Origin of the sequence: Streptomyces ficellus, from assembly GCF_009739905.1 — a bacterium.
Classification (GTDB): domain Bacteria; phylum Actinomycetota; class Actinomycetes; order Streptomycetales; family Streptomycetaceae; genus Streptomyces; species Streptomyces ficellus_A.
Genome location: NZ_CP034279.1, coordinates 3,462,888 through 3,480,955 on the forward strand (window position 1 = coordinate 3,462,888; position 18,068 = coordinate 3,480,955).

Annotated in this window: 14 protein-coding genes; 9 read left to right on the top strand and 5 right to left on the bottom strand. The window is 73.9% G+C overall.

The window, feature by feature from the left end; genetic code table 11:
• Window positions 1–15: 15 nt before the first annotated feature.
• The 4 genes from EIZ62_RS15345 to fxsT all read left to right on the top strand — a co-directional run bounded on the left by EIZ62_RS15345 (window position 16) and on the right by fxsT (window position 8,416).
• Complete coding sequence (locus EIZ62_RS15345) at window positions 16–1,224, top strand: alpha/beta fold hydrolase (RefSeq protein ID WP_156693233.1); 1,209 nt, start codon at window positions 16–18, stop codon at window positions 1,222–1,224.
• Between the two features lie 87 nt (window positions 1,225–1,311).
• Entirely contained in the window at window positions 1,312–2,931 is a 1,620-nt protein-coding gene (locus tag EIZ62_RS15350; protein WP_156693234.1) for a VMAP-C domain-containing protein, read from the top strand.
• Entirely contained in the window at window positions 2,928–3,965 is a 1,038-nt protein-coding gene (locus tag EIZ62_RS15355; RefSeq protein ID WP_156693235.1) for an AAA family ATPase, read from the top strand. The genes EIZ62_RS15350 and EIZ62_RS15355 overlap by 4 nt, the downstream gene beginning before the upstream one ends.
• The gene (fxsT, locus tag EIZ62_RS15360) at window positions 3,962–8,416 is read left to right on the top strand and encodes an FxSxx-COOH system tetratricopeptide repeat protein (protein WP_244375714.1); all 4,455 of its coding nucleotides are present in this window, start codon (window positions 3,962–3,964) and stop codon (window positions 8,414–8,416) included. The genes EIZ62_RS15355 and fxsT overlap by 4 nt, the downstream gene beginning before the upstream one ends.
• Before the next feature lie 4 nt (window positions 8,417–8,420).
• On the opposite strand, the gene EIZ62_RS15365 is transcribed toward fxsT, so the two are convergent.
• The 4 genes from EIZ62_RS15365 to EIZ62_RS15380 all read right to left on the bottom strand — a co-directional run bounded on the left by EIZ62_RS15365 (window position 8,421) and on the right by EIZ62_RS15380 (window position 12,253).
• Window positions 8,421–10,277 carry an HEXXH motif domain-containing protein gene (locus tag EIZ62_RS15365; RefSeq protein WP_156693236.1) on the bottom strand — a complete coding sequence of 619 codons (1,857 nt, stop codon included), beginning with the start codon at window positions 10,275–10,277 and terminating at the stop codon, window positions 8,421–8,423.
• 33 nt (window positions 10,278–10,310) lie between these two features.
• Window positions 10,311–10,490: a hypothetical protein gene (locus EIZ62_RS15370; protein ID WP_156693237.1), complete on the bottom strand. Its 180-nt coding sequence runs from the start codon at window positions 10,488–10,490 to the stop codon at window positions 10,311–10,313.
• A 153-nt stretch (window positions 10,491–10,643) separates the two neighbouring features.
• Complete coding sequence (locus EIZ62_RS15375; RefSeq protein WP_156693238.1) at window positions 10,644–11,699, bottom strand: effector-associated domain 2-containing protein; 1,056 nt, start codon at window positions 11,697–11,699, stop codon at window positions 10,644–10,646.
• Between the two features lie 26 nt (window positions 11,700–11,725).
• Entirely contained in the window at window positions 11,726–12,253 is a 528-nt protein-coding gene (locus EIZ62_RS15380) for a flavoprotein (protein ID WP_244375717.1), read from the bottom strand.
• Between the two features lie 152 nt (window positions 12,254–12,405).
• Here EIZ62_RS15380 and EIZ62_RS15385 point away from each other — a divergent pair, with 152 nt between their 5' ends.
• Window positions 12,406–13,527, top strand: coding sequence for a serine/threonine-protein kinase (locus tag EIZ62_RS15385; protein WP_208827927.1), 1,122 nt, complete (start codon window positions 12,406–12,408; stop codon window positions 13,525–13,527).
• A 352-nt stretch (window positions 13,528–13,879) separates the two neighbouring features.
• On the opposite strand, the gene EIZ62_RS15390 is transcribed toward EIZ62_RS15385, so the two are convergent.
• Window positions 13,880–14,674: a VOC family protein gene (locus EIZ62_RS15390; protein ID WP_156693240.1), complete on the bottom strand. Its 795-nt coding sequence runs from the start codon at window positions 14,672–14,674 to the stop codon at window positions 13,880–13,882.
• Between the two features lie 443 nt (window positions 14,675–15,117).
• On the opposite strand from EIZ62_RS15390, the gene EIZ62_RS15395 reads away from it, so the two are divergent.
• From EIZ62_RS15395 to EIZ62_RS15410, 4 genes are read left to right on the top strand one after another with little or no spacing between them, the layout of a single operon-like run.
• The gene (locus EIZ62_RS15395) at window positions 15,118–15,609 is read left to right on the top strand and encodes a hypothetical protein (RefSeq protein WP_156693241.1); all 492 of its coding nucleotides are present in this window, start codon (window positions 15,118–15,120) and stop codon (window positions 15,607–15,609) included.
• Between the two features lie 31 nt (window positions 15,610–15,640).
• Window positions 15,641–16,189, top strand: a complete 549-nt coding sequence (locus EIZ62_RS15400) for a toxin (protein WP_156693242.1) — start codon at window positions 15,641–15,643, stop codon at window positions 16,187–16,189.
• A gap of 14 nt (window positions 16,190–16,203) precedes the next feature.
• Window positions 16,204–17,430, top strand: a complete 1,227-nt coding sequence (locus EIZ62_RS15405; protein ID WP_156693243.1) for an MAB_1171c family putative transporter — start codon at window positions 16,204–16,206, stop codon at window positions 17,428–17,430.
• Window positions 17,427–18,059, top strand: a complete 633-nt coding sequence (locus EIZ62_RS15410; protein WP_156693244.1) for a hypothetical protein — start codon at window positions 17,427–17,429, stop codon at window positions 18,057–18,059. Before EIZ62_RS15405 ends, EIZ62_RS15410 begins: the two co-directional genes overlap by 4 nt.
• The last annotated feature ends 9 nt before the right edge of the window (window positions 18,060–18,068 follow it).

The window sequence follows — 18,068 nt, forward strand, 5'->3', positions numbered from 1 at the left end:
CGACTTGGGGGGCACATGGTCACGGTCCTGTTCGTGCACGGCACGGGGGTGCGCGAGCCCTCGTACACCGTCGCCCTGGAGGCCGTCCGCGCCGGCCTCGCGCGCGTGCGGCCCGACGCGCGGGTCGAGCCGTGCGACTGGGGCTCGGCCCTCGGCTCGTACCTGCGGGCGGGCGGCGTCTCCATCCCCGGGTACGTCAGCGACGGCGCCCTGCCGGTGCGGGAGGACGACGAGGACCGGCTCCGGTGGGCGATGCTGTACGCGGACCCGTACGCCGAGCTGGGCGTCCACGCCCTGGCGGACCGGCCCCCGGGGACGGCACCCGCCTTCGTCCCCGGCGCGGCCGCGCCCGGCGACGCGCTCCTGGACCTGATCGGCCGGCTGGCAGGCTCGGCGGCGGTCCGCGCCGCGTGGGACGCCGCCGTGCCGGACGTCCCCCTCCCCGAAGCGGTCGACGCCCTGCTCGCCGCGCCGCCGCTGCGCCGGGCCGCCGCCGTGGCCGCCCCCGAGGGCGACGCCCTGCCCCGGCTCACCGCCCGCGCGCTGACCGCCTGGGCGCTGGTACGCGCGGAGAGGCCGGTGGGCGACGTTCCGGTGGCGGCCCGTGACGCCCTGGTGGACACGCTCACCGCCGAACTGGGCGGTGACATCAAGGGGCTGAGCGACGCGCTGGTCTCCGCGCTCGGCTTCTCCGCGCGGCTCTTCGAGCGCTCGATCGGCTCCCGGCTGCTGGTCTCCCGGCGCGCCGCGCTCAGCGGCCGGTCGGTGGGCTTCTTCGGCGACATCGTCAGCTATCTGGCGCGCGGCCAGGCCGTGCGCGACCACGTCGCCGCCACCCTCCGCGCGCTGCCCGACGGCGGGCCGGTCGTCGTCCTCGGCCACAGCCTCGGCGGGATCATCACCGTCGACCTGCTCACCGCACCGCCCGCCGGCGTGTCGGTGGACCTGCTGGTGACGGTCGGCTCGCAGGCACCGCTGCTGTACGAACTCGACGCGCTGCCGTCCCTCCCGTACGGCAGCGGGCTGCCGGGGGCGTTCCCGCGCTGGCTGAACGTCTACGACCGCCGCGACCTGCTGTCCTACCTCGCCGCCGGGGCGTTCGCGCACGATCCGCGGATCACCGACGTGGAGGTGGACAACCGCCAGCCGGTCTCCGCCGCCCACAGCTCCTACTGGGCCAACGACGAGTTCTTCCGGGTGTTGTCCACAGCGCTTCCCGGCTGAGCGGGAAACCGCCTAACCTGGGCCGTCCGAGTGACAGGACACCACAGTGACCGGGCACCACACGGCACGGTGCGAGGGGGAACGCGCGTGGCCGCCACGGGAGGATTCGACGCCGTACAGCTGCGGATCCTGCGCGCCTTCGTCGACGCGCTGGAGGATCCGGCCGTCCGGCTGATCAACGACGGCAGCCGGGACCTGTGGCGCCAGATGGTGCACCAGCACGTCCCCGGCCTGACGGCCGTCAGCTTCAGCGTGCCGCGCCAGGAGTTCCTCAGCGTCGTCAACAACTGCGCGGCCATCGACGGCGGCATGGACGGCCTGGTGGCGGCCACCTGCCTGGTGACCCCCGCCCTGGAACCGGCCCTGTTCCCGCTGCTGGCCGAGTGGAAGGCCCGTCTCGCCTTCCCCGGCCCCGACTGGGCGCCGCTGCGCCGCGCGCTGGAGGTCCCGGTGCCCGAGCTGGGCGGCCTCGTCGACCGCGCCACCGACGGCCTCGTACCGCTGCCGGAGCACTGCGCCACCCCGTGGGCGGCGTTCGTCCACCTGGCCGACCGCAACAGCCGCCCCGGCGCCCTCCCGCCGGCCATGGCGTTCCTGGAGCACACGGCGGCCCGATGTCCGGAAGTCGCGGCGGGCGTGGGCGAGTTACGGGCGTGGAACGACCACTTCGCCCGCCACTGGCACCTGACCGGACCCCTGATGGCGCTGCGCACCGCCCTCACCGGCGCCCCGCCCGCCGAGGACGCCCCCGACGGCCCCCGCACCGCCCGGCCCGCGCCCTCACCCGCCCCGGTCAGGCCGCTGATCAGGATCTACGTCAAGGTCGAGCCCGACCGCACCCCGCAGGGCGGCGTCGGCCGGCGCCGCGCCGTGCGCACCCAGCGGTACCACGTCTCCGCCTGTGTGAAGTACACCGACTCCAAGGCCCTCCACCGCGACCCCCACACCGAGCCCCGGGAGTCCGTGACTCGCGCCCAACTGCCCGTGTCTGTGGCAGAGTTGCTTCACCACATGACTCAGCTACGCCACTCCCGCGCCGAGAACGCCGCCCTGGAGCTGTTCCTCCCGGTGGAGCTCCTCAACGAACCCGTGGAGTGGTGGGACCGCGACCCGGCCCTCGGCTTCCCCAACTCCCTGCTCAGCCGCTACCGGGAGATCCTGCTGCACAGCCTGGAGCGGGTGCAGCGCCCCGCCTTCCACAACGCCTGGCGGGCCCGCTGGGCGCACTGGCGGACCGGCGAGGGCCCCGGCCTGGTGCACGAGTGCGACCCGGAGGCGCTGACCGACACCGAGCACCTCGCCCTGCTGGACGCCAAGATCGGACGGGACGACGACGTGGTCGGCATGGTGCTCAGCAGACCGCCCCACCGGGACACCGAGCTGGGCTTGAGGGAGATGAGTCTGGCGCTCGACCTCGGGGTACCCATAGTGGTGTATCACCGCGACGACCCGGCGTCGGAGGTGTTCCGCAGCATGATCAGAGAGACCTTGGCCAATGAGGGACTGGCAGGGCTCCCCGAGCGTGCGCAACAGTGGAAGTCCGACGTCGCCGTCCGTGCCACCACCACCGTCTCCGGCGGGGCGAGCGCCGTGACCGACCGGGACGTCGAGGCGATCCGGTCCATGAGCATGATCTGGGACGACCCCGAGCTTCTTCTCGAGGGCGGGCAGAGCGCTCCCGCCACCTTTGTAGGGGGGACCGAGTGAACGCGGCGCACAACGGCGGGCCGCTCTACCGGGGCACCGGGGAGCTGTTACCGGACACACCGTACGAGGACCGGGTCTGGCCCGAGGGGCCGCCCTGGCGCGACTTCCGCGCCCCGGCGGTCATGCCGCCGCCGCCGGCGGACGACGAGGCCGACCGGCGCCTCGGCCCGCCCGGCCGGCCGCGCACCCCGCGCCCGGAGGAGGTGCGGCTGGTCAACGCCGCCCTGCTGCTGCGCAGGCCGCTGCTGGTCAGCGGGCGGCCCGGGGTCGGCAAGTCGGGCCTGGCGTACCGGATCGCGCGGGAACTGCGGCTGGGCCGGGTGCTGCACTGGCCGGTGACCAGCCGCACCACCCTCACCTCGGGGCTGTACGAGTACGACGCCATCGGGCGCGCCCAGGCGGCCAGGGAGGGGACGGACGACGAGCGGCCGGGGATCGGCAACTACGTGCAGCTGGGCCCGCTGGGCACCGGGCTGCTGCCGTACCGGCTGCCGCGCGTCGTCCTGATCGACGAGATCGACAAGTGCGACGCGGACCTCCCGAACGACCTGCTCACCCTCTTCGAGGACGCCTGGTTCGAGGTGCCGCCACTCGTCCGGGTGAAGCAGGCCGAACCGTCGGCGACCGTCCATACGGCTGATCCCGGGGGCACCGCCGTCATCGAGGACGGCGTGGTCCGGGCGCACGCCTTCCCAGTCGTCGTCATGACCTCCAACGGTGAACGGGAGTTCCCGGAGGCGTTTATGCGCCGCTGCCTCCGGCTCGACATTCCCGACCCGGACGCCGACACCCTGGGCGAACTGGTCGCGGGGCATTTCGGCGACCGTCTCGGACCGGCGCAGGAAGCGCTGATCCAGGATTTCCTCCGGCGCAGCGGCCGGGTGGGCGGACTCGCCGCCGACCAGTTGCTGAATGCCGCCCATTTGGCGACCTCCGGCCTGTACCGGCAGGACGGCGGCGACGCCGGTGAGTGGCAAGCGGTCCTCGCCGCCATTTGGCACCCTCTGGGTGGTGAAGGGGCGGATACGGCGTGACCGGCGATACCTCGGCGGCCCGTGGCGCCGAAGGGCGGCACCGACGGGACGGCCCGGCAGACCTGCCGGGTGACAGCGGGCTGCCCGTCACCGGCCTGTACGCGCGGGAGGTCGCCGACGCCGTGTGGCTGGCCGCCAACCACCCCTGGCTGGCGGGCGGGCAGGAGGGGGCGGAGGAGGAGAAGACCGACGCCCCCGAGCCGCCGCCCGGCCCCGGCGCCGAGGGGCACGAGCCCGCACCCCCCGCCCGGGAGACCCCTGCCGGCGACGACCCACCGGATCCCGGCCCCGGACCGGACGCCCCGCCCGGCTCCCCCGCGCCCGGCCCCGGACCGGACGACCCCGCGCCGCACGATCCCGTACCGCACGACCCCGCACCGGACCCGGCCGCGCCCGACGCGCCCGCGCCCGGCGCCTCCGGCACCCCGCGCACCCCGCCCCCGCACGCCGGCCGGCCCGCCCCCGCGCTCCTCCCCCACGGGCCCGGCCGCCCACCGGGGCCGCGCGAGCTGGGCCGGGCGCTGCGCCCCCTGCGCACCCACCTCGACTCGGCGCACGCCCACACCCTTGACGAACAGGCCACCGCCGAGCGGATCGCGCTCGCCCCGCACCTGCCGCCCGTGCTCCTCCCCGCGCCGGAACGGCGGTGGAGCGCGGTCCTGGTCGTCGACAGCGCCCCGCACATGGCGCTCTGGCGGCCCGCCGTCGAGCGGTTCCGCTCCGCCCTCCGGACGTACGGCGGCCTGCGCGACGTGGACGTGCTCACCCTCGACACCGCCCACGCCGGGCGGGCCGTGCTGCACGGCCGCGGACCGGCCGGCCGGCCCCGCCCGCCGCGCGGCCTGGTCGACCCGGCCGGCCGGCGCATCGTCTTCCTCCTGACCGACGGGGCCGCGCCCGCCTGGCGGTCCGGCGCCGCCCAGCGCCTGGCCGCCCTGTGGGGCAGGTTCCAGCCGGTCGCCGTGGTGCAGATGCTGCCGCAGCGGCTGTGGGCCGGCACCGGCCTGTTCCCGGTACGGGTCCGGCTGCGCGCGCACGGCCGGGGGGCGGCCGGCCGGCAGGTGCGGTGGACGCCCGCCGAGCCGCTCGCCGCGTCACTGCTGCCCGACGCGCCCGGCCGCGTCGTCCCGGTACCGGTCCTGGAGCTGAGCCCCGAATGGCTCGGCCCGTGGGCCCGGTTCGTCGCCGGGACCTCGCCCCGCTGGGCGGACCTGCCGGCGATCCTCACCGGCACACGGCGCCCGCCGCCCGCCGCACCACCCCCGTCGCGGCGGCCCACGGCGGCCGAACTGGTGGCCCGCTTCCGCAACCGCGCCTCCCTGGACGCGTTCGACCTGGCGACCCGGCTGGCCGCCGTCCAGCTCGACCTGGACACCATGCGCGAGGTGCGGCGCCAGACCATGCCGCGCGCCACGGACGCCCATCTGGCGGAACTCGTCATCAGCCCCCTGGTGGAACCGCTGCCGGGCTGCGACGGGAATTCGTACCTCTTCGTGGACGGCGTACGGGAGGAACTCCTCGCCGCCGGGAGCAGGTCCGCCACCGAAAGCGCCCTGAAAAAGGCGGCGGAATTCCTCGCCCCGCACAACGAGGCCGCCCGTGAACTCCTCGACTATCTGGAGAACGCCGCCCGTTCCCCGTCCTCCGCCCTGTCCGAGGAAAGCCTGGAAGCAGTGGAGGCGACCGGTGAGAACCTTCGTTTCCGGCAGGCGGAGCACGCGGCGCTCCAGGCGATTTCCGGTTCCCATCTGCGCCGCGCCCGAAAGCTCGGCGAACACATCGGAACCACACCTCCGCACGGCCGGACCGGCGTTTCACCGGGGCCCGCCGATGAGACACTCCCCGACGACAGCGACGACCCATTTCCCCCGTCTGGAGGCCCCCACGTGAGCACGGTCCCCGCCCCGGCACAGACTTCGGCCCAGCAGCCTCCGGCCGGAGGGGGTGGACGACCCTCCATGCCGACCGTGTGGGGGAACATGCCGCCCCGCAACGCCGTGTTCACGGGCCGGGAGGAACTGCTCGTCGCCCTGGAGAACGGGCTGCGCGAGGGCCCCACGGCCGTCCTCCCGCACGCCCTCCACGGAATGGGCGGTGTCGGGAAATCCCAGCTCGCCCTGGAATACGTGTACCGGCACGCGTCCGAATACCAGGTCGTCTGGTGGATCCCCGCCGAACGGACCACGCAAATTCAGCAGGCGTTCGTGGAACTGGCCCGGCGCCTCCACCTCCCGGTGAGCTCCGAGGCCATTACCGCCGTGCCCGCCGTTCTGGAGGCCCTGCGGACCGGAAATCCGTACAACAGCTGGCTACTGGTGTTCGACAACGCCGAAAGCCCGGCGGCCGTGCAGGAATACTTCCCGAGCACTCCCGAGGGCGGGCCGGTAGGCTCCGTCATCGTGACATCGCGCAACCCTCAGTGGAACACCTTGGCCCATCCGCTGGAAGTCGATGTGTTCGAACGGGAAGAGAGCATCCAGCTGCTCCGGCGGCGCAATCCCGACCTGTCCGACGAGGACGCGGACATGCTCGCGGAAATCCTCGGCGACCTGCCGCTGGCGGTGGAGCAGGCGTCCGCCTGGCGCGCCGAGACGGGAATGCCTCCGGCCGAATACCGGCGCGTGTTCGAGGAGAAGAGCGCCGAGCTGATGGCGGTGTCGCCGCCCACCCAGTACGAGAAGACCGTCGCCACCGCGTGGAACGTGTCGCTCGACCACGTGGAGGGCAAGAACGCCGGCGCCATCCAACTCCTGGAACTGTGCACCTATTTCGCCCCGGAGCCGGTGAACCGGCAGTTCTTCTCCAACGCGGTGTCCGAACCGATCGCGCCCGAGCTGGACCGGATCTTCACCGACCCGATCCGGCTCAGCCGCGCCATCCGGGAGATCAGCCGGTACTCGCTGGCCAAGATCGACCACCGCACCAACTCGATCCAGATGCACCGCCTCGTCCAGGCCGTGCTCGAGGCGCGCATGACCGAGGAGCAGCGCCGGAGGTTCCGTCACGGCGCGCACCTGCTGCTCGCCGCGAACGCCCCCAGCGACCCGCGCGCTCCGCACAACTGGCAGCGGTTCGGCGAGCTCTACCCGCATGTGATCGCGTCGAAGGCGGCCCTCTCGCCGCACCGCAACGTACGCCAGATGGTGTACATGACGGCGGAGTACCTCTTCTACTGGGGCGACCACAAAGCCGCCCTGGAATTCGCCCAGGAGACCTACCGCGAGTGGTGCCGCCTCTTCGGCGAGGACGACCAGCAGACCCTGGTCCTCGGCCGGCACCTGCGGTTCGTGCTGTGGCGCGACGGCCGCTACCAGGAGGCGGCCGAGCTGGGCGAGCGCATGCTCGCCACGCTGGAGGGCGCCGGGCCCGATCTGGAGGAGGAGTACCTGCGCGTCAAGGGCCAGGTATCCGGTGACCGGCGGGCGCGCGGCGACTTCCGGGGTGCGCTGGAGTTCGACGAGGAGATCTACGAACGGGCCGTCCGCGCGTACGGCGACGAGGACCCCGAGACCCTGCTGCACGCCCACAACCTGGGCGTCACCCTGCGCGTCAACGGCCTGTACGCGCGGGCGCTGGAGCTGGACCGGGCGAGCTGGCGCACCAAGGTGCAGCTGTTCGGCGCCGACGCCCCCACCACCCTCGGCTCCGAGGCGTCCCTCCATCTGGACAAGCAGGAGCTGGGCGAGTACGCGGCGACGGAGAGGGCGTACGAGGAAGCGATCGACATCCACCGCGACACCTTCGGCGACATGCACCCCAACACGCTGAAGGCGATCGCCCGGCTCGGGGTCGCCCAGCGCAAGGCGGGGCACCACGCGGCGGCCGAGGCCAACACCCGCAACGCGCGCAATGCGCTCGTCGAGCGGTACGGCGAGCGGAGCCCGGACGCCCTTCAGGCGTCGCTGAACCTCTCCATCGACCTGCGCCAGAACCGGGCGCTGGACGAGGCGCTGAAGCTGGGGGAGCGCACGAGGGCGCTGTACGCCGAGATCTTCGGCCAGGACCATCCGCACACGGCGGCGGCGGACGCGAACGCGGCGATCACGATGCGGCTGCTCGACCGGGCGGACCAGGCCCGCAAGCTCAACGAGTCGGCCCTCGCCCGCTTCCGGGAGAAGCTCGGCGAAGCCCACCCGCACACGCTGATCTGCGCGGTCAACCTCGCGAACGACCTGTTCGCGCAGGGCGACGCGGCCGGTGCGCTCGAACTGGACCAGCGGTCGCTGCCGGCGCTGGCCGAGGCGCTGGGCGAGCGGCACCCGACGGTGCTCGTCCTGCGCGGCAACACCGCCACCGACCTGCGGGCCCTCGGGCGCACGGGCGAGGCGGAGGAGCTGCACCGGGCCGCGATCGACGGCATCCGGGAGACCCTGGGCGAGAACCACCCGGCGTGCGCGGACATGCTCGCCTGGCGGCGGGCCAACTGCGACATCGACCCGATGCCCATCTGAGGGCTCAGGCCCGGCCCAGCCACCGGGCCAGGTCCACCGGATCCGGCGGCCGGCCCTCGTGTTCGGTGACGGCCCGGTGGACGGCGGCGACCAGCTCCGGCACCGCCGTCAGGGCCGCGACCGCCTCGGGGGCCTCGCCGGTGTCCGCCAGCGCCAGGGCGAGGCCCGTCCACGCGCCGGGCCGCCGCGCCGGGTACCGCAGGTCGCGGAGGTGGAGCCGCCGGGCGCCGTCCGGGTCGCCGCAGGCCCACAGCAGGTCGCCCCGGCTCGCGCCGGTCACGCCCGGCACGGTGTCGCCGGGGCGGTCGCGGAGCTCGTCGAGGGCCGCGGGCCGGGCGAGCCCGATCCGGACGAGCATGGCGCGGGCGTCCAGGTGCCGGTGGCCGGCGTCCCTCGGCGGCCACCGGCGCGCGGGGAGCACCGGCGGCCGGGTGCGGCCCGCGCTCCAGGCGGCGGCGAGGGCGGCGACGTCCCGCGGGTGCGGGCGGACGTGGGCGAGCCGCCAGGTGGCCCGGTGGTCGCGGGCCATCCGGTGCGCGAGCCGCTCCTCGGGGCGGTCGCCGGTACCGGCGCCCAGACGGCGAACCGCACCGAGCAGGTCCTGTAACGCGCTGCGGCCCGTGGCGTCGAGCGCCGGGTCGGCGGCCGGTCCCGGTACGGCGTACGCCAGTTGCGTCGCCCACAGCGCGCCGTCGAACCGGGCGACGGCGGTGTCGGCCGCCCGCGGGTACCGGGCGGCGTACGCCTGCCAGAACCGGGCCACGGCGGTGAACGCGTACGCCCCCTGGAGCATGCCGCCCAGCGGCCGGGGGTCGTCGCGCCAGGGCGCGTAGTACAGCGCGCGGGTCCGGCCCGGCTCGTACAGCGGGCGCAGGTGCAGCAGGGCGCTGAGCTTGCTGTGCTGGAGTTCGTGGACCAGGGTCGCCGCGCACTGGGCGGCCGAGTCGGGCAGGGAGGAGGCCATGCCGCCCACGCCGTGCCCGCTCGTGACGCTGCGGACCCGGAACGGCTCGTGGGGCGGGAGGGGCTGGAGCGAGCGCAGCAGTACGCGGGCGGCGTCGGCGGTCGGCGGGTCGACATCCACCAGCAGGGCGTACGCCTCGCGCAGCAGCCGGCTCCAGTCCTCGTACGCGGGCGGGGCGAGCCGGCGGGCGGCCCCGTACGGCAGGGGCGCTATCCGGTGGGCGCCCACGTCGTCCACGACGATCCGGTGCGGGCCGCCGGGGGTGAGGGCCACCCGGCGCACGGGCGCCCAGCCGGGCGCGGGCCGGTCAGGGCGTACGGGCAGGGCGGTGCGGCCGCACCGGCCGACGACGCTCACCCTGCCCCCGGACGCCCTGACCACGGCCGTGTCCCACGCGGCGCCGTCCCGGCGGGCCACCGGGAGCCGCGCCAGGCCCAGGGCGGGCAGCCGGACCGCCCCGTGGTGGGCGGGGACGGGGAACGAGAAGGTGAGCCCCGAACGGACGGCGGCGGCCGCCGCCAGGGCGTGGAGGTGTCCGGCGTCCGCCCACAGCGGTGTCTCGGCCCTCGCCGGGGTGCGCAGCCTGGCGAGCAGGCGGTTGAGCCACAGTCCCGTCTCGGGGAGCAGGAGCAGGTCCTCGACGGCCTCGGGGCGGTGGCGCTGGGCGGCGGCGAGGAGGTCCCACGCCCGCTCGGCGGCGGGGAGCGGGCCGGTCACCCCGGGGAGCGGTGCGAGGGTGTCCATCAGGAGGTCGCACAGCAGCAGGCGGTGGCTGTACTCGGCCCGGGCGAGGACCGTGAGCGTCTCGGGGCCGCCCTCGCCGGCGGCGAGTTCACGGAACTGGTGTGGTCTCAGGGAATGCCGCGACTCCGCTGCCTGCGGTGGGTCAGGACGCATACCGTCCCTCGGTGCCGCGGCCCCGCCACCGCATCAGGCGGTCCAGCTGTTTTCCCCGCCGGGTGACATGCTCCCGGCCGCGCGTCCCGCGTCCGCCAGCAGCCGGGCCTTGGCAACCGCTCTGCTCTCGTCGGGCCGGGAACGCAACTCCTCCAAGGAGGTGCCCGTGAGGTCGGGCAGGTCCGACGTGATGGCGGTTTCCGGCTTTTCCACTGCCGTAGACCTCCCCCGGTGTCCGAGCGGTGTTCGATCCGCCGCCCTTACATGATGTCCTAAGCACCCACCTCTGGAAACATCCGCTACCGGACAGCCTGCGGCCCGCCGGAGCGGCCGTGGCCGAATCGCGGAGCCTCAACCACCGTTCTCCTACGGCTCGGTGAACCATTCCGGATAGTCCCGGAGCACCTCCAGGAGGTCGTCGAGCGCGGCGGTCCCCGGGTCCACCAGGGACACCGCCTCCCACAGCCGGGTCAGTCCGTCGCCGAAGGTCACACAGGTGTCGATGAGCCCCAGGATCTCCAGCCGCGTCTCGCCCCGCCTCGGGACGCTGCCCGCCATCGGACCGGGGAGCAGACCGATGACCTGGCCGCGCGACTCGGGGCGGCGCATCACCTCCACCGCGTCGAGCGCGTCGTGCAGGCGCCGCTTGTCGGCCAGTTCCAGTTTCCGCCGCGGCCGTGGCACCCCGGCGCTGCCGCCCCGAGTGCGCGCCGCCTCGCCGTCGCCCTCGAACCAGAGCGACGTGGTGTCGCCGAACGCGCGGCGCAGCGCCTCGGCGAGCGGCCGGGGCGACGTACGCCAGTCCGGGTGCTCGCGCAGCAGGCGCAGCGCCTCGGCGCTGAACCGGCCGGACCTCATGCCGTTGCGGGCCGTCCCGCCCGGCCCGCACGCGAACAGGGCGTACTGGTCGGCCCGTTGCCGGGGTACGGCGCGGGGCATCGGGTCCGGCCGGAGGGCGCCGGCCGCGGTGTCGGCGTACGTCTGGCACGCGTCGAGGAGCCACAGCTGGCGCGGGTGGCCGGGGGCGCCGTCCGAGCGGTAGAGGGCGAGAGCGGCCTCGACGTCCAGGCAGCGCAGGTCGCGCTGGACCGCGTCGGCGAACAGCAGGCGCCGGTTGCGGTCGGCGTCGACCAGCCCGTGCCCGGACCAGGCGACGAGGAGCCAGTCGCTGCGCTCGTCGGCCAGCTCCCGCGCCAGCACCCGGTGGACGGTGTCCCGGTCGGCCGGCCGGTAGGGCACGCCGGCGGCGTCGGCGAGCGCCCGGTTGCGGTCGAGCGGTGACAGCAGCAGCGTCACCGCACCCGCGTCCACACCCAGGTCGCGCAGCCACCGCACGTATCCCAGCGCGTCGTGCACCGGTCCGTCCAGGTCCCAGGCCGACCCCGCCTCGTAGGACTCGACCCCCACCACGAGTGCCCGCATCCGCACCTCCCCGGCCACCGTACGTCTCAACTCCCGTGCACCGAACCGATGTCGAGCAGATCGAGTGCCTCCTCCCACCGGAACCCGCCGGACACCGTCTGGTCCCGTTCCCCGGTGCCGATGCGGACGCCCATCTCCCGCAGCGCGTCCAGGCTGCGCCGGTACGCGGGGTGCGCGGCCTGCGCGGTGCTGAGGCACGGCAGGGCGGCGGTGGGGACGCCCGTGCCGTACGCCTCGCACAGGATGCCCAGCGCGAGGGTGTCGGACATCCCAGCGGCCCACTTGTTGAGGGTGTTGAACGTGGCGGGGGCGACGGCGATGGCGTCCGGGTCGGGCAGCGGCCGGGGGTCGCCCGGGCGGCGCCAGGCGGAACGGATCGGGTACCCGGTCCGCGCCTCGACGGCGGCCGCGTCGATGAACCCCATCGCGTGCGGCGTCGCCACCACCCCCACGTCCCAACCCCGGTCCTGCGCGGCGGTGATGAGGGTGCCGACGTCACCGGCGACCCCGGCGGCGCAGACGACGACGTACAGGAAGGACTTCCGCTGGGACACGAGGGGCTCCAAGGGCAAGATCGACGGTGGCGCGGTGGGAGCGGCCGGCGGTAGGTACCCTGAGCGCGTCGCGGACTCTCCCATCACCTGGACCGTACGGCGCAGTTGGCCGGTCCGGGTGGTGGTCGATCGGAATCAGGCAGGTGCACAGGGTGCTGGTGGCGGATCGGTACCGGTTGGAGTCGCCCATCGGCCGCGGCGCGATGGGCGAGGTCTGGCGCGCCACGGACGAGGTGCTGGGCCGGCCGGTGGCCATGAAGCTGCTCCTGGGGGACGACTCGGACTCCCAGACGGCGGCCCGGTTCCGGCTGGAGGGGCAGACCGCCGCCCGGCTGAGCCACCCGCACGTGGTGGCCGTCTTCGACTTCGGGGCCTGGGAGGGCCGTTTCTACCTGGTCATGGAGCTGGTCGAGGGGCGCAGCCTGGCCCAGGAGCTGGCCGCGGCCGGCTCGCTCCCGGCGGCCCGGGTGGCGGCCGTCGCCGCGCAGACCGCGGCGGGGCTGGCGTCGGCGCACCGGCAGGGCATCGTGCACCGGGACATCAAGCCCGGGAACCTGATGTCGGACGCGGACGGGACGGTGAAGCTCGGCGACTTCGGCATCGCGCGGTTCGTGGACGACCCGGCCGCGGCGCTGACCCAGGCCGGGCAGATCGTCGGCACCAGCCTGTACCTGGCGCCGGAGCGGGCGCTGGGGCAGCCGGCCGGGCCGGGGTCGGACGTGTACTCGCTCGGGTGCGTGCTGTACCAACTGCTCACCGGGCGGCCGCCGTTCCACGCCGACACCGCGACGGCGATCCTCTACCAGCACATCGACACCCCGCCGGTGCCGCCGCTGCGGCTCGGGGTGGACGTGCCGCCCGCGTTCGAGAACTACCTGCTGGGGATGCTCGCGAAGCAGCCGGAGGAGCGGCCCTCGGCGCAGGAGGTCGCCGACTGGTTCGCCTCGGGCGCCTGGCAGGGGCGTACGCAGTCGCTCCCCGCCCCCGCGCCGGCGCCCGTCCCGGCCCCCGCCCCCGTCCCTGCGCCGCTGCCGGCGACTGCGCCCACGTACATGCTCCCGGACGCCCCGCGCCGGAGCCGCCGCGCCGTGCCCGCGACGCGCACGGGCGGCGCCCGCCAGTTCGTCAGCCGGCGTCCGCGGGTGGCGAGCCTGATCGCGGGCAGCGTGGCGTTCTTCGCGGCGGTGCTGATCGGCATGGCGCTGTTCTCACCCGACTCCACCTCGGCGGAGACGCCCCAGGTGGAGATCGGCGACACCCTGAGCGGCGACTGACCGCCAGGGCGCCGCGCCCCCGTTGTGGGCAGTCGTTCCGCAGGGCGATGGGGGTCCCCCCTGCTCGAGCGAAGCCGAGAGCTTGGGGGAGGGTGGGCACAACGGACCGGCGGGGTGCCTGTTCCCGGTTCGCCCGGTGGGCGGTGCGGATACGCACGGTGGGGTGGGGCGTGGCCCCTCCGGGCTCACCTCCTCGGGGCCGGCGGCCCTGGGTCACGCGTCAGGGAACCCCGCCGAAGCCGCCAGCCCCTGCGGGGGCGACCCTGCGCGGCCCCACCCCGGCCGGATGCCGGGTGCGGGGCGTGGATGGGAGGGGCACGACCCCGCCCCGGGTCGGAGGCCGCGCTGGGTGTCAGGCGTCGGTCATCGTCGGCATGTCGCCTTCCGTGGTGGTGAGGTCGATGACCGAGAAGACCGCGCCCGCCGGGTCGGTCAGGACGGCGAAGCGGCCGAAGGGGCTGCTCATGGGGCCGAAGCGGAGGACGCCGCCGAGGTCGGTGGCCTTGGCGACGGCGGCGTCGCAGTCGGGAACGGCGAAGTAGACGTTGATGTGGGGCGGGATCTCCGCGGGGAACGACTCGTCCATCTCCAGGCGGCCCAGCGCCGGCTGGTCGCCGAGGTTGTAGACGCGGAAGTCCATGTCGGGGTGGTGCATGGTCTGCGTGCGGTAGGGGAACACCGCGGGGAAGAAGTCGTCGGACTTCTGCGGCTCCCGGGTGTAGACCTCCGCCCAGCAGTAGGCGCCGGTCGCGCCCATGGACTGGAAGCCCTCGTGGGTGCCCGCCTGCCAGACGCCGAAGACGACGCCGCCGGGGTCGCGGGCCAGCACCATGGTGCCGAAGTCGGCGACCCGCATCGGCTCCATGAGGATCTCGCCGCCGTTGTCGCGGATCTTCTGCGCGGTGGCCGCGGCGTCGGGCGAGGCGAGGTAGAGGCACCAGGCGGACTGTCCCTCGGCCCCGGGCATGGGCGGCACGATGGCGGCCACGGCCTTGCCGTCGTGGGACGCTTCCGTGTAGTTGCCGAACTCGGTCGCCGACTCGCCGAACGTCCAGCCCAGTACCTCGCCGTAGAAGCGCTTCGCGCCGTCGAGGTCGCCGAACATCGCGTCCGCCCAGCACGGCATGCCTTCGGGTTGTACGGCCATGATTCCGTCCCTGTTCCGCTCGGTGCCACCAGAAAAAGCTGTCCGGTTTGACACGCTAGCGAGCGATTCGTCCATCCGCTCGCCGAAACGAGTCGGGGCGAACGATTCAGGACGACCGCCGAAAGTCGGCTCCACCTCGGCCCACGTCACGTGACGAGGTGTCATAATGCGAACGTAGCCCATCGTGCATCCCCCGTCGCGATGGGCTACACCTCTGTCCGGTCACCTGCCGTGCGGGCATTCCACGGGCAAGGGACTCCCCTCGCGGCCCCCTGCCCGTGTTTTTTCGAGTTAACAGTGACGTAGAGTGGTTGCGCAAGTCCGATTGTGGCGCCGGAGAGGATCACCCACTTTGTCGCTGATGCAAAGACGTCAACGTTCTGGGTGGATTACAGTACGAGCCCGCTGACCGAACCCAGACACCGCGCAACGTGGGGACCCCGATGGACAACGGCGAAGAGCGCACCGGCGAGCAGCATCCGCCGGACCGGCGCGCGCCCGAACTGCGGACGTTGCAGCAGAAGGTCGAGTACATGGTCGAGAAGACGTTCCCGGGCCAGAAGATCTCGGGCCGGGTCTTCGCCGATCTGGTGAAGCAGCGCGGCGGGTCCCTCTCCCACAGCTACTTCTCCAACATCCTCGCCGGGAAGGTCACTCACCCCTCCGAGGACATCCTCAAGGCGCTGGGCCTGGGCTTCGGCGTCGACTGGCGCTTCTTCAAGGACGAGTCGGACGTCGTCGACGACGTCGTCGCCGGCCTGCAGTTCCTCGCGAAGCGGCGCACCGGCGACATCAGCGGGGTCGCCGCGCGCGGCAACGACGAGGAGGGGCTCCCGGCCGAGTTGCTGGAGTTCGCCCTGTCGCTGCTGGAGGAGACCAAGCACAAGGGTCCGGACCGGGACGCGAGCCGGGGACGGTCGCCGGAGGACCGGTAAACTCGGGGCATCCCGAGGGCAAGAGGCGTCCATGTCCATGCGCGAGCTGCGGAAAGAGTGCGAAGCCGGACTCGCCGACCTGCCCATCCCGGCCCCTTTCACCATCGAGGGCCTGGTCGCCAACATGGAGGCCGCCCGGGGCCGCACGATCGTGCTGCGCGAACTGCCCGACCGCCTGGCGCGCGTCAACGCCGCCTGCGGGCTGCGCCTCACCTCCGGCACGACCAGCTTCGTCCTGTACCGCCGGCGCCCCACCGCGTACCAGACGCAGCACGTCATCCTGCACGAGCTGTGCCACGAGTGGTTCGACCACGGCACGTCCCTGGACGCGGCCCAACTGCGGCGCCTGCTCCCGGTGTTCGACACCTCACTGATCTCGCGGATGCTCGGGCCGGACGCCACCGTGCAGGCGCGCGCGCAGTACGACACGCACGACGAGCGGGTGGCCGAATTCGGCGCCTCGCTCATACCCCGGATGGCGCGGGACGTGACCAGTGATGACATGGTGGGGCGACTCGCCAACTCCCTGTCGCGGCCCGTCGCCCACCGGCGTCGCGGGCTGTTCCGCCGCAACCGCTAGGACCGAGGACCTCCTTGAGCGCGCTCGACGCCGCCGGCTACCTCATAGCCGGCCTGATGACCGCCGTCGCCCTGTGGCGCATGCCGGCCGCCCTGTGGGGCGACGAGGAGGACCGGCGCCGACGGGCGCTGTGGGGGTGTTACGCGGGGTTCGCCGCCGCCCTGTGGACGAAGACGGAGGCCGTGCGCACCGGGCTCAACAACAGCCCCGTCGTCGACCTCGCCGTCCTCATCAAGCACTACACGTCGACGATCGCGATCCTCGCCATCCTCAGCTACATCGTCGCCATCTACGGCCACTACCCGGCGGACGGCACGGTGCCGCGGCACGTGCGGTTCGCGCGGTTGGTGCAGCAGGTGGCGGCGAAGGCGTCCGTCGCGACGCTGGTGCTGCTGACCGTGCTGTTCTTCACGGTCGTCGACCGGTCGGTGCCCTCCGACCGGTTCGTCTCCGACCACGCCGGGCAGTGGGGGGCCACGCTCTACATGAGCGTGTTCTACCTGTACCTGGGCGCCGCGTCCGCCGTCTGCGCCTACCAGTGGGCGCTGGCGACCGGCAACGCGCGGCTGCGGCACCTGCGGGCCGGGCTCGGCATGATGACCGCCGCGATGTTCATCGGCGTCGCCTACACCGTCAGCCGGACCCTGTTCCTGTGGGCCAGCGTGCTGCACCACCCCAGCCGCTCCTTCGCCCAGACCTTCGACAAGGCCACCGAACTGGCGCAGGTGGTGCTGTTCGCGCTCTTCGCGGTGGGCGCGTCCATCCCCGCGTTCAGCAAGGGCTGGCGGCGGGTGAAGCTGTGGCGGGCCCAGGTGCGGCTGCACCCGCTGTGGCACGCGCTGATGACGGCCTTCCCCGACCAGCCCTTCGAGCCGCCGGCCCCGCTCGCACGGGAGCTGACCCGGTTCGACACCCCCGCCGACCTGCGGGTCGACCGCTGGGCCGCGGACATCGCCGACGCGGTCGAGAAACTGCGGCACTACGTCCCCGACGGCCTCGTCGGCGCCGCCACGTCCCTGGCGGGCGGGCCGGGGCCGCTCGCCGACGCGTACTGGATCAAGGCGGCGCTGGCCGCCAAGGCGGACGGCGCGCCCGCCGGCAAGGCCGCGGCCGTCGAGCAGAAGCACGCCACCGACCAGGACGACGAGGTGGCGTGGCTGGTGCGGGTGGCGGACGCGTACCGCAAGGCCGACGGCGACCGGGCGCGCGGCCTCCTGGTGTCCCTGGAGAGCACCGCATGACCGGGCCCCGGACAGAGCCGGTAGCGACCGCCGCACCCACCGGCGCCGCCGCGCCCGCCGCACGTACCGAAGCCACCGCGCGGGCCGTCACCGACGTCTTCCAGCCGCGCAACGTCCTGCTGGTCGGGATGCTCGCCATCGGCTGGGCGGCGGCCGGGCACTGGTCGGGGCTGCCGTGGGGGCTGCTCGGCGCGCTGTGCGCGGGGATCGTCCCGGCCGCGTACATCGAGTGGGAGCGCGGCCGCGGCACGTGGGGCGACCGGCACGTGGTGGACCGCACGAAACGGGCGCCGATCTTCTTCGTCATCCTCGGCTCGATCGGCACGGGTTCGGCGGTGATGGTCCTGGGGCACGCCCCGGCGGGGATCCTGATGGCGATGCTGGCGCTGTGGGTGATGACGGTCGGGCTGCTGGCCGTCAACACGGTGTGGAAGATCTCGGTGGACTCCGCCGTCGCGTCGGCGGTCGTCGCCCTGCTCTCGGTGGTCCACTCCCCCTGGTGGCTGACGGCGTACGCGATGACCGTCGCCGTGTGCTGGTCCCGGGTGGCCCTGCGTTACCACACCGTCGCGCAGACGGTGGCGGGCGCGTCGCTGGGCGCGGCGACGGCGGCGGCGCTGCTGACGTAGCGGCATCGT

What these genes read in the sequence shown, in the direction of transcription:
- EIZ62_RS15400 (WP_156693242.1), top strand. Translation starts at nt 15,641, where the DNA reads ATGTCCATGCGCGAGCTGCGGAAAGAGTGCGAAGCCGGACTCGCCGAC.
- EIZ62_RS15375 (WP_156693238.1), bottom strand. Translation starts at nt 11,699, where the DNA reads ATGCGGGCACTCGTGGTGGGGGTCGAGTCCTACGAGGCGGGGTCGGCC.
- EIZ62_RS15410 (WP_156693244.1), top strand. Translation starts at nt 17,427, where the DNA reads ATGACCGGGCCCCGGACAGAGCCGGTAGCGACCGCCGCACCCACCGGC.
- EIZ62_RS15395 (WP_156693241.1), top strand. Translation starts at nt 15,118, where the DNA reads ATGGACAACGGCGAAGAGCGCACCGGCGAGCAGCATCCGCCGGACCGG.
- EIZ62_RS15365 (WP_156693236.1), bottom strand. Translation starts at nt 10,277, where the DNA reads ATGCGTCCTGACCCACCGCAGGCAGCGGAGTCGCGGCATTCCCTGAGA.
- EIZ62_RS15390 (WP_156693240.1), bottom strand. Translation starts at nt 14,674, where the DNA reads ATGGCCGTACAACCCGAAGGCATGCCGTGCTGGGCGGACGCGATGTTC.
- EIZ62_RS15345 (WP_156693233.1), top strand. Translation starts at nt 16, where the DNA reads ATGGTCACGGTCCTGTTCGTGCACGGCACGGGGGTGCGCGAGCCCTCG.